Source organism: Brachybacterium kimchii (genome assembly GCF_023373525.1).
Taxonomy (GTDB): Bacteria; Actinomycetota; Actinomycetes; order Actinomycetales; family Dermabacteraceae; genus Brachybacterium; species Brachybacterium kimchii.
Map to the genome: position 1 here is coordinate 3,060,657 of NZ_CP097218.1, position 13,701 is coordinate 3,074,357.

The following is a 13,701-nucleotide window of genomic DNA, read 5'->3' on the forward strand; positions in this document are numbered from 1 at the left end:
GGGGGTGCCGAGCGGAGTCGCCCCGGCTCAGTCCGGGGTTCCCGTCAGGTAGTTCTGGATGGTCGGCGCGAGCTGCGCGACGAGCTCGTCATGGGGCATCTCGGCGAGCACCGGCATCTTCAGAACGTTGCGCGCCACGGCGACGCCGAACAGGTGGGAGACCGCGAGGGCGAAACGCGGTGCTCTCGGATCGTCGAGCGAGGGCAGCGGTGAGGCTTCCCGCACGCGTCCGCCGATGACGTCGACGAGCAGTTCGGCGCCGTGCTGGGACGTCATCGCCGAGCGCACGAGCGCGAGCAGGATCGGCTTCGTCTCCTCGTCGTCCCACAGACGCAGGTAGGCGTCGGTGGCGCGCGCACCCAGGGTCTCGATGGGGCCGGCGACGGCGGCGGCCAGGCGCTCGGGGATCACGGTGCGATCGGCCATCGTCGTGGCGAACAGCGACTCCTTGTCGCCGAAGAAGTGGCGGATCAGCCCGGAGTCCACCCCCGCGCGGGCGGCGATGGCACGGAGCGAGGCTCCCTCGTAGCCGTGCTCGGCGAACAGGTCGCGAGCGGAGTCGAGGATCGCGTCGCGCGTTCCGCTGTCGCCGGTTCGCCGACCCGTCGGGCGCTTGCGACGGGGCTGGGGGCTGGTGTCCGTCATGCCCTCACGATACTCTGCATGCGAAGAATTCCTCACCCGTGGAGTTTCCGCCTGCACTGGCGCGTGCACTCCACGACCACCGATGAGAGGGGCGGACCGATGAGCACGGACACCGTGATCGATGTGCGAGGGCTGACGAAGTCCTTCGGGAGGTTCCGAGCTCTGAGCGGCCTCGACCTGGCCGTGGAGAAGGGACAGGTGCACGGCTTCCTCGGCCCGAACGGAGCCGGGAAGTCGACCACGATCCGTGTGCTGCTGGGCCTGCTGAGGGCCGACGGCGGCAGCGTGGCGCTGCTCGGGCGCGACCCGTGGAAGGACGTCGTGGAGCTGCACCGTCGCCTGGCCTACGTGCCCGGTGACGTGTCGCTGTGGCCGGGCATGACCGGCGGCGAGGCGATCGACCTCCTCGGCTCGCTGCGCGGAGGCCTCGACGAGCGGCGCAGGGCGGAGCTCATCGAGCGGTTCGAGCTCGACCCCACCAAGCGCGGCCGCCAGTACTCGAAGGGGAACCGTCAGAAGGTCGCCATCGTCGCCGCACTCTCCTCGGACGTCGAGCTGCTGATCCTCGACGAGCCGACCAGCGGCTTGGACCCGCTGATGGAGAACGTGTTCCAGGAGGTCGTCGCCGAGGCCAAGGCCCGCGGCACGACAGTGCTGCTGTCCAGCCACATCCTGGCCGTTCGTCAGATATGTGAAGAACCGCAGAGATCCTCCGACCGTGCGCTGATCCCGCTATAGCGTGACCGTGCGCAGGAAGATGGCCGATACGGGAGCGAACCACCCGTCCGCATCGGCGACTGCGCGCCAGCACGACATCACCGGGGGGCGAGGGCCGGGAGGACAGCCCAGATGCTGCGAGAGGGCACGCGATCACCGCGGTCGACGCCGGGGAGCGTTCAGATGGAGCCAGGGCGCGCTGATGGCTGACTTCCTGCGCGGCAGCGCCGTGCCCCTGGAAGCCTCCGGCCCCACCCTGGACGAGCAGATCGACCGGCTCGCAGCGCTCGGACTGCGCCTGCATCCGGACTGCGATCCCGGCATGCTCGCGCGTGCGGTGGCTCGGGGTGTGACCCCCGAGGACCTCGGCGGCCGCGGCAGCGGAGCGCACTCCATCCCCCCGCACCGGCGCGCATGCTTCTGGTGGCTGCTGTGCGAGGACATCGGGGGCGTGCCGGCGCTCGAGCACCGCGTCCGCATCGAGCTCGAGGACCTCGCCTTCTCGGCCGGCTGCGCCGACGGGGACGACATGCCGTGGGCCGAGCAGCTCGATCTCATACGCCGGATCTCCCGTCGCCTGCGCGCCGTGCTCCCGGGGGTGGGGCCGGTCCGTGCCACGCGGCCCGGCGTGGACGACGTCGCCGGGCCCGCCCCATCCTCGCCTCTGCCGACGTCCGAGACCGGGGAGGCCGTCGAGCCGTCGGACGCCGCCGAGAAGTGCCGTGCTCGGCTCGGCGGCTCGGGCGCTGACGCTGGGGGCACGGGGCTGCGGGATCGTCTGCGCAACGGGCTGCACGCGATCCTGCCCGAGGGGTGGAGCCTCGTCATGTATCGCGACCTCGTCGAGGAGGCGCCGGATCTCTGCCTCGTCGTGCCGACCGAGCATGAAGCAGACCTGCGGCGCCTGATCCTCGAGGTGCTGCCTCCCACGCTGCGCGCCGGGGAGGAATGGCTCGAGCGCGTCGAGCAGCACTCGACGTCCGAGCAGGTGCCCTTCTCCCTCGGTGCTGCTCGGATGACCTCGGGTCTTGCCGTGTCCTCCGTGGACGTGCCGGCGTGGCAGGGCGTGCACCCTCCGATGACGCTCGCGGATCAGCTCGAGAACCTGCGCCGGGTGGGGCTGTTCCCCTGGGCCGCCGACATCGCAGCGGAGCTGCCCGCGCGGGGACCGGCGCGGATCCCCCGCATGCACGATCGCCCGTACCACGATCTGTTCACGGTGCCGGGAGTCGTCGCCCACCGAGGTCTGCTGCGGGGCATCGTGCATCTTCCGGCGCTGGTGCCCGAGGAGGAGCGCTCGACGCGGCTGGTCGCCTCCCTCACTCGCAGCCTCCGGGCGATGGCGGAGGTGGGACGCCCGGGACTCGCGATCCCGCGGGTCACGACGAGAACGCTCGGACCGAGGAGACTCGAGGTCACCGCGATGATCGACGGGCGGGTGATCATTGCTCCCGTGGAGCTGCTCGGTGGCAGGCGTCCCTGCTGGGACGCCGATCTGTTCCTGGAGCTCGCCGCCGCCGAGCTGCGTGACGACGCCCAGCGCTGGGTGGCGCTGCACCCCGGCTCCCGCAGCTCCCCCGTGATCGGCGCGCTGGTCGCGGTCTGGCAGGTCGACGAGATGGAGGAGATGGCCCGCATCGCCTTCGGCGACGTGGGCCGGCACCTCGCCGCGGGGATGCAGGAGCGCACCTGGTTCGACTGGTCGGATCGCACGGGAGCCCACGACCTGATGCTCTCGATGACACCGTCCGGACGCCTCGCCGCGCTCGAGGACTGCGGGATCTCGCTCGTCGATCTGGCCGACAGGGAGTTCGCCGCGCGCTGCGCCGAACACTCCTCGTGGACGGGTCTGCTGAGCACGGCCCATCGCGGGCACCGTTCGGTGTTCGGGCATGTCTGCGTGTGGTCGGCGCGGGAGATCGCCGACCAGAGGGCCGAGGGGCTGCCCGGAGCGGCGCGGAAACTCGCCCGGTCCGTCGGCAGGAGAGACGTGCAGCTGCGGATCACCGGATCAGAGGGTGAACCGCGCGCACTGGTCCTGGAGGTCGGTCAGGAGCGCGTGCAGCTCATGGATCGCCTGCCGGCTCCGGAGGAGATCTGCGGCCTGATCGGGGACATCGCCCGCCACATCACGCCGCCGGGGCGCGAGCTCGTCACCCTGGGCGAGACCCGCCTGTGGCCGCTCGAGTCCCGCGCCGCGGAGCTGCGGATGCTGCTGTCAGGAGGGTGAGGAGCACGAGGTGCATGAGGTGCGGCAGACCGCGATCGGGAGCAGGATGGGCCACGACGTCCGCGAAGAGGAGTACGCCGTGTTCGAAGGACTTCTGGGGCAGTGCGCGGTGACCGATGTCGGCCGCGCCGAGGAGTGGTTCACGATCCTGTGCGGCTCGCCGCCGGACGCCCGCCCCATGGCCGGGCTGCTCGAGTGGCACCTGGGGCCGGGCTTCGGACTGCAGGTGTGGACGGAGCCGGAGAGCGCCGGGCACTCCACGGTGTCCCTGGTCGTGACGGACATCGACGCCGACGCCGAGCGCCTCCTCACGCACGGCATCGCGCACGACGGACCGCAGCCGGGCGGCGGGGCCCGCATCCTCGTGCTGGCCGATCCGGACGGCAACCGGGTGGTGCTGACGGGTTCGTGATCATCGCCCGCGCCAGACGGCCCGTATGCGTCTCAGCGCGGCGGGGCGGCGCGGTCGTCGATCGCCACGAGGGCACGCTGCATGTGGTGCAGGACCCGCAGCGTCGTGTCGACCTCGGCGCCGGTGAGCTCGCCGCCCACCTGACCCATCAGCGTGTGCTCACGAGCGGCGACCGCGGCGATGGCGGCCTCCCCGTCGGCCGTGAGATGCACGAGGAACGAGCGCCGATGGGAGGGGTTCCGGCGCCTCTCGACGAAGCCGGCCGCGGAGGCATCATCGACCATCCGCTGGACGAACTGCCGGCTCAGATCCTGGGCGCTCGCCAGCTGAGGCACCGTGAGGTCGCCGCCGCGGCGCAGCTGATCCAGGACGTTGCGCACTCCCGTCGACATGCCCATGATCGGTTCGCTGCGCTCCACGATCCGCGCGACCGTGCGATACACGGGCCCGATCGCGACGTAGACCTCCGCGAGGCGATCGGCCAGTTCTTCGGGATCCAGGGGAGTGCTCATGACAGAATCATGACACCTCGGTTGTCAAAATGTCGACATCATGACACCCTAGGTGTCATGATAGCGACGATGCAGCGGCGCACCCTCCCCGAACAGACGATCGCCTACCTCGACATCCCCGCCTCCGCAGCGCCCGCCCGGGAAGGAGTCCCTCTGGTCCTGCTCCACGGCGGCGCGGTGGATCATCGGATGTGGAGACCCCAGGTCGCGTCCTTCCCCGATCGTCGAGTGATCGTCCCCGACGCGCGCGGCCACGGCGAGTCCTCCGATGCGCGGAGCCCCTACCGGCTCGGGGACGACGTCATCGCCCTGCTCGACGCCCTCGGGATCGAGCGGGCCGTGCTGGCGGGCGTCTCCATGGGCGGAGGGACCGCGGTGGATGTCGCGCTCGAGCATCCCGGCAGGGCGTCGGCCCTGGTGGTGAGCGGTACGGGCACGAGCGAGCCGACCTTCACGGATCCGTGGTGCTTGGACGTCCTGCGGAGGTGGCAGGCGGCCGAGTCCTCCGGGGATCTCGAGGCCTGGATCTCGGTGTTCAGTGAATTCACGGCGGGCCCGCGCCGCGAGCGCGGCGGTGTGGACCCGCGCGTGGTCGAGCTCGTGGAGACCATGGCGAGGGACACGGTGGCCAAGCATCTCCGACTCGATGCGGGCGGCATCCCGATCGCGCCGATGCCGTTCACGCCGGTCACGCAGACCTGGGAGCGCCTGGACCGGATCGACGTTCCTGTCCTCGCCCTGTGCGGGGCGGTCGACGGCACGGACCATCGACGGATGGGGAAGCGGCTCGCCGCCTCGGTCCCCGATGGGAAGTACGAGGAGATCCCCGGCGTCGCCCATTATCCGAACCTCGAGCGGCCGGATCTGTTCGACGCCTCTGTAGCGGAGTTCCTCGCGAGCAGAGATGTCTGAGTTCCGGGGCAGGCATCCGGGCGGTGCCCGGGGCGGGGTGGGGTGGTGTCTCGCGACGAGCCCGGCGCACCTGATGCACGGCGCTGAGCCGGTCTCAGTCGGGCACCACGACCGCGCGGCCCCGGCCGGCGTGCTGCCAGGCCTCGGCCACACGCGCGAGGGGGTACGCGGTGAAGGGGATCTGCAGCGTGCCGTCGGCGATCAGGTCCATCAGACCGGGCAGTCGTGCCATCAGCTGCTGCGTGTCCACCGAGCCCGCTCCGCTCCCGCTGAGGGTGATGCGCCGGCTGCGCAGGAGGCTCGCGGGCAGGGGCGCGTCGGTCCCAGCGAGGCTCCCGATCTGGACGTAGGAGATCTGCGCGGCGTCGTCCCCGAGCCCGCGTCGTCCGAGAGCGGCGAAGGTCGCCTCCGCGACGGGGCCCCAGACGTAGTCGAGCACGAGGGACGGGGTGGAGCGGGCGATCTCCGCGGCCAGCGGCTCGGGAGAGTGCCCGATCGCCGCGGGACGCGCGCCGAGTGAGGTGAGCTCGGCCAGGGACTGCTCGTCGCGGCCGGCGGCGATCACGCTCGACGCTCCGAGGGCGAGGGCGGACTGCACGGCGGCGCGCCCTGCCATGCCGGTGGCGCCGAGGACGAGCACGGTGCCCAGCTCACCGTGCGTCTCGCGGTGGTCCACCAGCGGGAGGTAGCCCGACATGGCCGGATTCATCCCCGCGGCGATCGCGAGGGGATCGGCGCCGGAGGGGAGCGGGAGCCCGAAGGGCGTGGCCATGGAGGTGGCCATGGTGCCCCAGGGAGCCCGCGCGAAGCCCGTGTATACGAGGGTGCCGTCGGCACGGCGCGCGACGGCGTCGACCCCGGGCACGAGCGGGTAGCGGTCCGTGCTCCCGTAGTGACGACCGGACGCGATCGAGCGCACGACCTGATGGATGCCGGCACCCACCAGGGTCATCAGCTCCTCGCCCTGCTGGGGCTCGGGGTCGGGGAAATCGGTGGCTGTGGGGAGGCTGTCGGGTGTGGTGACGACGGCTGCGCGCATGGGACGCTCCTCTTCCTTAACTAAGTTCAATAGCGGCATCAGCATGCTTTAACTTTGTTAAGGTGTCAAGCATGGCGAAGGGGATCACCAGGCAGCGCATCGTGGAGGCCGCCCTCGACGTGCTCGACGAGGCAGGGGCGGACGCCGTCACCGTGCGCGCCGTCGCCTCCCGGCTGGACGTCAAGGCGCCCGCGCTCTACTGGCACGTGAACGGCAAGCAGGAGCTCCTCGACGAAATGGGGACCGAGATCCAGCGGCGGGTGATCGCCTCCTCCGCGCCCCGCCCCGGAGCGAGCACCCTGGAATCGCTCGGCGAGTACGCACGGGCTCTGCGTCGCGAGTACCTGGTGCATCGCGACGGCGCCCGCACCTTCAGCGGCACCCGGCTCACCGACCCGGACGTGCTGCGAGCCCAGGAGCCGTGGCTCGAGGCGTGGACCGCTGGCGGGACCCCTCTCGAGACCGCCGTCGACGCCGCGGAGCTGGTGACGGCCTTCGTGGTCGGCTTCGTGATCGAGGAGCAGGAGCGCTCGCAGTCCGCGCAGAAGGATCCCGAGCGCTACGACCCGGAGCGCAGGGACGCGTTCATCGGCGAGCATGCGCCGCTCGTGCGCCGCACGGGGCACCTGAGGTCCGACCCGCAGGAGCGGTTCGAGACGCAGCTGGCGATGGTGCTCGCGGGGGTCGCGACGAGCCTGGCCCCCTGAGATCGCCCGCGCAGGCAGTGCCTGATCAGCGGGGCGCCGGGCCTGTGGAGCCGCGCCAGAGGATCTCGTTCAGGGGCGCCTCGTCGGCCGGCGGGTCCTCGTTCCGCAGCGAGGCCGTGAGTCGATGCATGAGGTTGCGCCCGAGCTGTCGATGGTCGGTGTCGACCGTGGTCAGGGAGGGTCGCATGTTCGCGCCCAGGACATGGTTGTCCCAGCCCGTGACGCTGAGGTCTCCGGGGACCGACCAGCCGCGCTCGGAAGCCGCTTCGAGAACGCCGGCGGCCGTGGGGTCGCACGCGGTGATGATCGCGGTGGGCCGATCGACGTCGCCGAGAGCGCTGATCGCCTCGCGTCCCGCCTGCGCGGTCCAGGTCCCCTCGTGAACGCGCGCCGGTCCCAGCCCGAGCCCCTCGATCGTCTCGACGAAGACCCGCTTCCGCTCGCGAGCGGAGTGGAAGCGCAGCTCGCCCGTGACGTGGAGGAATCGGCGATGCCCGAGGTCTGCGAGATGCTCGATCATCTCCGCGATCGGGCTCGCGTCGGCGAGCTCCCCGATCGAGCGCGAGCCCTCGTCGTAGTCGTCGGCGATCACCACCGCGGCTCTGCTCGGCGAGGCGCCCGGTGACGCCGGGGGGAGCGGGATCAGCGCGAGCACGCCGTCGACGTCTCCGGACTCCGCGATCTCCCGCACGCGATCCGCACGCTCCTCGAGGTCACCGCTCTCGCTGACGACCTGCACCGCGTAACCCTCCTCGTTGGCGGCGAGGACGGCGCCGCCCAGGGCCATCGCGAGACCCTGGTGGATCATCGCAGGAAGCACCACGGCCACGCGCTGGTTGCGCTGCGTGCGCATGGAGCGGGCCGCGAGATTGGGGCGGTAGCCGAGCTCGCGGACGGATGCCGCGACGCGCGCCCGCGTCTCGGGGCGCATGCGCGGATCACCGTTGATAAATCGCGACACCGTCTGGTGGGAGACCCCCGCGCGCGCCGCGACCTGCCAGATGGTCGCCCTGCCCGTCAGCCCCGACATCGCACTCCTCTTCTCCCGATCTCCGTGTCCCGTCCCCGCTCGGGTCCTCTCCTCGTGGGCGCGTCGCACTCGCTCTCCGGCCGTGCGGCGCGTGGTCGACCGTGACCACAGGCCTCGCACCTGCATCTTCCCGCGTGTCGAGGGCGCGCGCGAGTCGGGCCCCGCCCGTGGACGACGTGGCAACCGGCGGCAAGCGCGTTGACCCCTTGTCAGGCGGTACCGCACCCTCTAACGTGGGAATCAAGTGATCGATCACTCGGACGGTGTCGTCCCTGGTCCTCGCTCCCGGTCTCCCGGATCCGCCCACGCTGAGACCCGCTCATCCCCCTCGCCCCACGGTGGGAGCACAAGCCGTTCGGCAACCGCTTTCACCCCGTCATACCGCATTCCCGCTCATCGACCACGGATGGTGAACGGCCTGCAGAAGGGAGGGCCCCCGTGACCCTCGAACAGACGTCAAGCACACAGAAGATCAGCCCTCCTCGAGCGGGCGGGACGGCCGGGTCGACCGGTCCGGGCGAGCCGGCCGCTGCGCCTGGTGGCACGGGCCGACCCCTGCGCCGTCGTCGGCTCCCCTGGTACAAGCGCATGTGGCGCGACCGCACCGTGCTGCTGCTCGCGCTCCCGGGCATCGCCGTCATCGTCACGTTCCACTACCTCGCGCTCGGCGGGAACGTCATCGCCTTCCAGGACTATCAGCCGTATCTCGGCATCGGGAAGAGCCTGTGGGTGGGCTTCGAGAACTTCTCGATCCTCTTCAACGGGGACCCGGAGTTCCTCAACGCCCTGAAGAACACCCTGATCATCACCCTGCTGCAGACCGTGTTCGTCTTCCCGGCCCCGATCCTGCTGGCCCTGACCCTGCACAGCCTCGTCTCGAACAGGATCCGCCAGGCCGTGCAGTCCGTCCTCTACCTCCCGCACTTCCTCTCGTGGGTGATCGTGGTGGCCCTGTTCCAGCAGATGCTGGGCGGAGCCGGACTGCTCAACAACTTCCTCCAGGACCACGGCTGGAAGGCAGTGGACATCATCGGCAACGCCGACGTCTTCTACGCGCTCCTCACCTCGCAGGTCATCTGGAAGGACACCGGCTGGGCGACGATCCTCTTCCTCGCCGTGCTCGCGGGCATCGACAAGTCCCTCTACGAGGCCGCCTCGGTCGACGGTGCCTCGCGCTGGCGCCAGACCTGGCACGTGACCCTGCCGGGCATGCGACCGATCATCATCATGCTGTTCATCCTCAAGCTCGGCGACTCGCTCTCCGTGGGCTTCGAGCAGCTGATCCTCCAGCAGGACGCCGTGGGCACAGGCGTCGCCCAGGTGCTGGACACGTACGTCTACAACAACGGCGTCGTCGGCGGGTACTGGGGAGTCGCGGCGGCCGTCGGCCTGGTCAAGGGGATCGTCGGACTGATCCTCGTGCTCGGCGCCAACAAGATCGCGCACATGTTCGGCGAGGAAGGCGTGTACAAGGCATGAGCACCGCACAGAGCATCCGTCCCACGGCGACGTCTGCACCCCAGGCCCCGAAGCGCAGACGCCGCCGCATGATCGACGGCATTCCGACACCCGGACCGGTCGAGTCGATCATCAAGGGCATCGTCCTCCTGATCTGCTGCGCAGCGGTCGTCGTCCCCTTCATCGGGGTCGTGTCCACGTCTGTCGCGAGTCCCGAGCAGGTCACCGATGCCGGCGGCTTCGTGCTGCTCCCCAAGGGCCTCGACTTCGACTCCTACCGGCTGATCTTCGCCGGCGGCGTCGTCACCCGCGCCCTCGGGGTCTCGATCTTCGTGACCGTGGTCGGCACCGCGATCAGCCTCGCCCTCACCGCATCCTTGGGCTGGGCGCTCAGCCGCCGGGGCACCTTCGGCAACCGCCCCCTGCTGCTGATCGTGCTCATCAGCCTCCTGTTCGGCCCCGGCATCATCCCCGGGTACCTGGTCGTGCAGCAGTTGGGGCTGCTCGACACGCTCTGGGCGCTCATCATCCCCACCTGCGTCTCCGCCTTCAACGTGGTCGTCGTGCGCTCCTTCTTCGTGCAGCTGCCCCAGGAGATCCTCGACTCCGCGAAGGTGGACGGCGCCGGTGAGCTGCAGCTGTTCCTGCGGATCGGACTGCCGCTGTCCAAGGCCGTGTTCGCCGTGGTCGGCCTGTTCTACGCCGTCGGCTACTGGAACTCGTTCTTCAACGCCCTGCTGTACCTCAACGACAACAGCAAGTGGCCGCTGCAGATGGTCCTGCGCACCTACGTGGTGCAGGGGACCCAGCTGGGCAGCCAGGACATCGGCATCGACGGCGCCTCGCTCCCACCGCAGATCTCCCTGCAGATGGCGATCCTCGTGGTCTCCGTGCTGCCGGTGCTGATCGTCTACCCCTTCCTCCAGCGCCACTTCGCGAAGGGCATGCTCACCGGCGCGGTCAAGGGATGAGCCCCGCAGCGGCCGACCGCGCCCACACCTGAGGTCTCCCGACCAGTCCCGACCCGTTCCGACCAGTCCGCACACTCGATGAGGAGTCAGACCATGGACAGCACCCCGAACAACCCCACCGCATCCGCCGCACGAGGCCTCTCCCGTCGCGCCTTCGGCGTCGGCGCACTCGGAGCGGGCGCCCTCGGCGCTCTCACCGTCGCCGGATGCAGCAACGAGGGCCGCGGCAGCGCGGCCGTCGGCGACAACTCGGACGCCGTGTTCCCGAGCCACATCCCCTACAAGGGCATCGAATTCGACCTGCCCGGTGAGGACGGGGTCAGCGACGCCATGCTGACCTATCCGGAGAAGCCCAAGAAGGTCACGGAGGGCACCCCCGGCGACGGGAAGGACTTCGGGGTGTTCGCCCTGACGAACAACCCCGCCCCGCCGGCGATGGACAAGAACAAGTACTGGCAGGAGCTCAACAAGCGCCTGGGCTGCACGATGAAGGTGACCGTGGTCCCCACGGGCGACTTCGCGGACCGGTTCCAGACGACGCTGGCCGGCGACAAGCTGCCGGAGATCTTCACCTTCTTCCCGGGCGACGTGCCGAGCCTTCCCGCGATGCTCTCCGCGAAGGCGGCGGACCTCACGGACCTGCTGTCCGGGGACGCCGTCAAGAAGTACCCGTTCCTGGCGAACATCTCCACCGAGACCTGGCAGGCCTGCGTCTACGGCGGAAAGATCTTCGCCATTCCGATCCCCCGCGGAGGCATGCAGTCCATCGTCATGTACACGCGGAAGGACTTCCTCGCGGACAAGGGCGTGGAGGTGACCTCCGATTCCCTGGAGGACTTCACCGACGCGTGCCGCGAGCTCACCGGCGGCAAGCAATGGGCGCTCGGCGGTGCACCCACCCAGTTCGTGCGCGAGATGTTCGAGATCCCCAACGGCTGGTCCGAGGCCGACGGGAAGCTGACCAGTGCGAACGAGCACGAGCGGCAGGAGGATGCCCTCGAGGCGGTGCGCGCGATGGTCAAGGACGGGCTGCTCCATCCGGATGCCTTCACGGCGGACGGCCCGAAGCAGAAGACCTGGGTCATCAACGGGACCACACCGCTGCTGCAGGGGACGCTCACCGCCTGGGCCGACTTCCAGAACTACCCCCTCCCCGACGGGTTCCGACTGAACGTCCTCCAGCCGCCCAAGGCCGACGGCGGGGGAACGGCACCGATCTGGCACGGTCCGACCTCGCAGAACATCACTGCGATCAGCAAGAAGGCCGAGGACCGGGCCGAGGCGCTGCTGGACGTGCTCAACTACTTCGCGGCCCCGTTCGGCAGCGAGGAGTACACCTTCAAGATGTTCGGCATCGAAGGGGTGGACCACGAGCTCAAGGGCACGGACCCCGTGCTGACGGAGAAGGGCCGCAACGAGACCCAGCTGGCCCTGCGGTACGTGGGCCAGGGGCCGTGGGTGAACTTCACCCCCGGAGCGCCCGAGGTGACCAAGGACCAGCACGCGGCGGAGGCCGCCTCGATCCCGAACGCCGTGAAGAACCCGACGACGGGTCTCTACTCCGAGACGCAGTCCCGCAAAGGCAAGCAGATCGGCAGCGCTCTGGGTGACATCGAGAGCGACATCATCCAGGGGCGCAAACCCGTGAGCGCGTGGGCCGGAGCGGTGAAGACCTGGAAGAAGAACGGCGGGGACACCATGCGGGACGAGTACGAGAAGGCCCTGTCCGAGGCCGCCGAAGGCTGATCCCGTGAGACCGAACATCATCTATCTGAACTCCCACGACACGGGGCGCTGGATCAGCCCGTACGGGTACGCCGCGCCCACCCCGCGGATGCAGCGATTCGCCGAGCAGGGAATCGTCTTCCGGCACGCGTTCTCCGCATCGCCGACGTGCTCCCCGAGCCGGGCGGCGCTGCTCACCGGGCGCTGGCCGCACGAGGTCGGGATGCTGGGTCTCAGCCATCGGGGCTTCTCCCTCACCGATCCCACGCAGCATCTCAGCCACGTCCTGGGCCGATCGGGCTACCACACGGCTCTCGCGGGGCTGCAGCACGTCTCCGAGGACCCGGCGCTGCTCGGATTCGACGAGATCCTGCCGGTCGACAGCCACTCGGCCGTCGACGTGGGACCGGTCGCGGCCCAATTCGTGTCGGGCGCACACGAGGAGCCGTTCTACCTCGAGATCGGCGTCATCGAGACCCACCGTCCCTATCCGGAGCCGGGACGCCACGACGACGCCCGCTATCTGCGGGCGCCGGCGCACCTGCCGGACTCGCCGGAGACCCGCGAGGACATGGCGGGGTACTCGGCGAGCGTGCGGCGTCTCGACGACGCGGTGGGCGCGGTGCTGGATGCGGTCGATCGCGCCGGAATCGCCGATCGCACGCTCGTCATCTGCACGACGGACCACGGACCGGCGTTCCCGGGGATGAAATGCACGCTCACCGACGCCGGCCTCGGGGTCATGCTGATGATGCGCGGGCCAGGCGTCCGCCCCGGCACCGTGAGCGACGCGCTGGTCAGCCAGCTGGATCTGTTCCCCACCCTCTGCGAGTTCGCGGAGGTGCCCGCCCCCGAGGGGCTGCGCGGCACGTCACTGGCCCCCCTTCTCGAGGACGAAGGGGTCACGCTGCACGACGCCGTCCATGCCGAGCTCACCTACCACGTGGACTACGAGCCGCAGCGAACCGTGCGCACCGAGCGCTTCGCCTATGCCCGCGCGTTCCGACAGCTCGACCACAGGATCCTCGAGCACACCGATGCGGGTCCCAGCAAGGAGTACCTCGTGGAGAGGGGATGGGGCGACCGGGCGCCGGAGACGGAGATGCTCTTCGATCTCCCGCTCGACCCGGGTGAGTCCCGCAATCTCGTCGACGACCCCGCCTACGGAGACGTCCTGGTCGAGATGAGAGCACGCCTGGAGAGCTGGATGCGCGAGACCGACGACCCGCTCGCGCGCGGGCCGATCCCCCCGCCTGCCGGAGCGAACGTCCACGGGGGTCCGCCCCGCACCGGGTGACGGCCGAGCAGGGTCCTGCACCCCGGTGGACGAAGCCGCCGGTGAC

At 70.1% G+C, this 13,701-nt stretch carries 12 protein-coding genes and 1 pseudogene; 9 read left to right on the forward strand and 4 right to left on the reverse strand.

The genetic code is table 11. The features are described from left to right. Positions 1–27: 27 nt before the first annotated feature. A complete protein-coding gene (locus M4486_RS13990) occupies positions 28–645 on the reverse strand; it encodes a TetR/AcrR family transcriptional regulator (RefSeq protein WP_249477847.1) in 618 nt (205 codons plus the stop codon). 99 nt (positions 646–744) lie between these two features. On the opposite strand from M4486_RS13990, the pseudogene M4486_RS13995 reads away from it, so the two are divergent. From M4486_RS13995 to M4486_RS14005, 3 genes and pseudogenes are all read left to right on the forward strand, one after another. Further along, positions 745–1,341 (forward strand): annotated as a pseudogene (locus M4486_RS13995) (ABC transporter ATP-binding protein); the annotation flags it as partial. A 223-nt stretch (positions 1,342–1,564) separates the two neighbouring features. Beyond that, positions 1,565–3,592 carry a hypothetical protein gene (locus M4486_RS14000; protein ID WP_249477848.1) on the forward strand — a complete coding sequence of 676 codons (2,028 nt, stop codon included), beginning with the start codon at positions 1,565–1,567 and terminating at the stop codon, positions 3,590–3,592. A 10-nt stretch (positions 3,593–3,602) separates the two neighbouring features. Continuing rightward, positions 3,603–4,004: a VOC family protein gene (locus M4486_RS14005; protein WP_249477849.1), complete on the forward strand. Its 402-nt coding sequence runs from the start codon at positions 3,603–3,605 to the stop codon at positions 4,002–4,004. 32 nt (positions 4,005–4,036) lie between these two features. On the opposite strand, the gene M4486_RS14010 is transcribed toward M4486_RS14005, so the two are convergent. Next, the gene (locus tag M4486_RS14010; RefSeq protein ID WP_249477850.1) at positions 4,037–4,516 is read right to left on the reverse strand and encodes a MarR family winged helix-turn-helix transcriptional regulator; all 480 of its coding nucleotides are present in this window, start codon (positions 4,514–4,516) and stop codon (positions 4,037–4,039) included. Positions 4,517–4,573: 57 nt separating this feature from the next. Here M4486_RS14010 and M4486_RS14015 point away from each other — a divergent pair, with 57 nt between their 5' ends. After that, positions 4,574–5,428, forward strand: coding sequence for an alpha/beta fold hydrolase (locus M4486_RS14015; RefSeq protein ID WP_249477851.1), 855 nt, complete (start codon positions 4,574–4,576; stop codon positions 5,426–5,428). A gap of 94 nt (positions 5,429–5,522) precedes the next feature. Here the strand turns inward: M4486_RS14015 and M4486_RS14020 are convergent, their stop codons facing one another. Next, positions 5,523–6,467 (reverse strand): quinone oxidoreductase family protein, encoded by a 945-nt coding sequence (locus M4486_RS14020; protein ID WP_249477852.1) that lies wholly within the window; start codon positions 6,465–6,467, stop codon positions 5,523–5,525. 71 nt (positions 6,468–6,538) lie between these two features. On the opposite strand from M4486_RS14020, the gene M4486_RS14025 reads away from it, so the two are divergent. Then, a complete protein-coding gene (locus tag M4486_RS14025; protein WP_249477853.1) occupies positions 6,539–7,174 on the forward strand; it encodes a TetR/AcrR family transcriptional regulator C-terminal domain-containing protein in 636 nt (211 codons plus the stop codon). Positions 7,175–7,199: 25 nt separating this feature from the next. Here M4486_RS14025 and M4486_RS14030 read toward each other — a convergent pair whose 3' ends face one another. Next, positions 7,200–8,204: a LacI family DNA-binding transcriptional regulator gene (locus M4486_RS14030; RefSeq protein ID WP_249477854.1), complete on the reverse strand. Its 1,005-nt coding sequence runs from the start codon at positions 8,202–8,204 to the stop codon at positions 7,200–7,202. A gap of 438 nt (positions 8,205–8,642) precedes the next feature. Between M4486_RS14030 and M4486_RS14035 the strand changes: the two genes are divergently transcribed. From M4486_RS14035 to M4486_RS14050, 4 genes are all read left to right on the forward strand, one after another. Next, entirely contained in the window at positions 8,643–9,683 is a 1,041-nt protein-coding gene (locus M4486_RS14035; protein ID WP_249477855.1) for an ABC transporter permease, read from the forward strand. Further along, positions 9,680–10,633 carry a carbohydrate ABC transporter permease gene (locus M4486_RS14040; RefSeq protein WP_249477856.1) on the forward strand — a complete coding sequence of 318 codons (954 nt, stop codon included), beginning with the start codon at positions 9,680–9,682 and terminating at the stop codon, positions 10,631–10,633. Before M4486_RS14035 ends, M4486_RS14040 begins: the two co-directional genes overlap by 4 nt. Positions 10,634–10,726: 93 nt before the next feature. Further along, positions 10,727–12,379, forward strand: coding sequence for an extracellular solute-binding protein (locus tag M4486_RS14045; protein WP_249477857.1), 1,653 nt, complete (start codon positions 10,727–10,729; stop codon positions 12,377–12,379). A 4-nt stretch (positions 12,380–12,383) separates the two neighbouring features. Beyond that, positions 12,384–13,655 carry a sulfatase family protein gene (locus M4486_RS14050; protein ID WP_249477858.1) on the forward strand — a complete coding sequence of 424 codons (1,272 nt, stop codon included), beginning with the start codon at positions 12,384–12,386 and terminating at the stop codon, positions 13,653–13,655. Positions 13,656–13,701 lie beyond the last annotated feature (46 nt).

What these genes read in the sequence shown, in the direction of transcription:
- M4486_RS13990 (WP_249477847.1), bottom strand. Translation starts at nt 645, where the DNA reads ATGACGGACACCAGCCCCCAGCCCCGTCGCAAGCGCCCGACGGGTCGG.
- M4486_RS14000 (WP_249477848.1), top strand. Translation starts at nt 1,565, where the DNA reads ATGGCTGACTTCCTGCGCGGCAGCGCCGTGCCCCTGGAAGCCTCCGGC.
- M4486_RS14010 (WP_249477850.1), bottom strand. Translation starts at nt 4,516, where the DNA reads ATGAGCACTCCCCTGGATCCCGAAGAACTGGCCGATCGCCTCGCGGAG.
- M4486_RS14015 (WP_249477851.1), top strand. Translation starts at nt 4,574, where the DNA reads ATGATAGCGACGATGCAGCGGCGCACCCTCCCCGAACAGACGATCGCC.
- M4486_RS14020 (WP_249477852.1), bottom strand. Translation starts at nt 6,467, where the DNA reads ATGCGCGCAGCCGTCGTCACCACACCCGACAGCCTCCCCACAGCCACC.
- M4486_RS14025 (WP_249477853.1), top strand. Translation starts at nt 6,539, where the DNA reads ATGGCGAAGGGGATCACCAGGCAGCGCATCGTGGAGGCCGCCCTCGAC.
- M4486_RS14030 (WP_249477854.1), bottom strand. Translation starts at nt 8,204, where the DNA reads ATGTCGGGGCTGACGGGCAGGGCGACCATCTGGCAGGTCGCGGCGCGC.
- M4486_RS14040 (WP_249477856.1), top strand. Translation starts at nt 9,680, where the DNA reads ATGAGCACCGCACAGAGCATCCGTCCCACGGCGACGTCTGCACCCCAG.
- M4486_RS14045 (WP_249477857.1), top strand. Translation starts at nt 10,727, where the DNA reads ATGGACAGCACCCCGAACAACCCCACCGCATCCGCCGCACGAGGCCTC.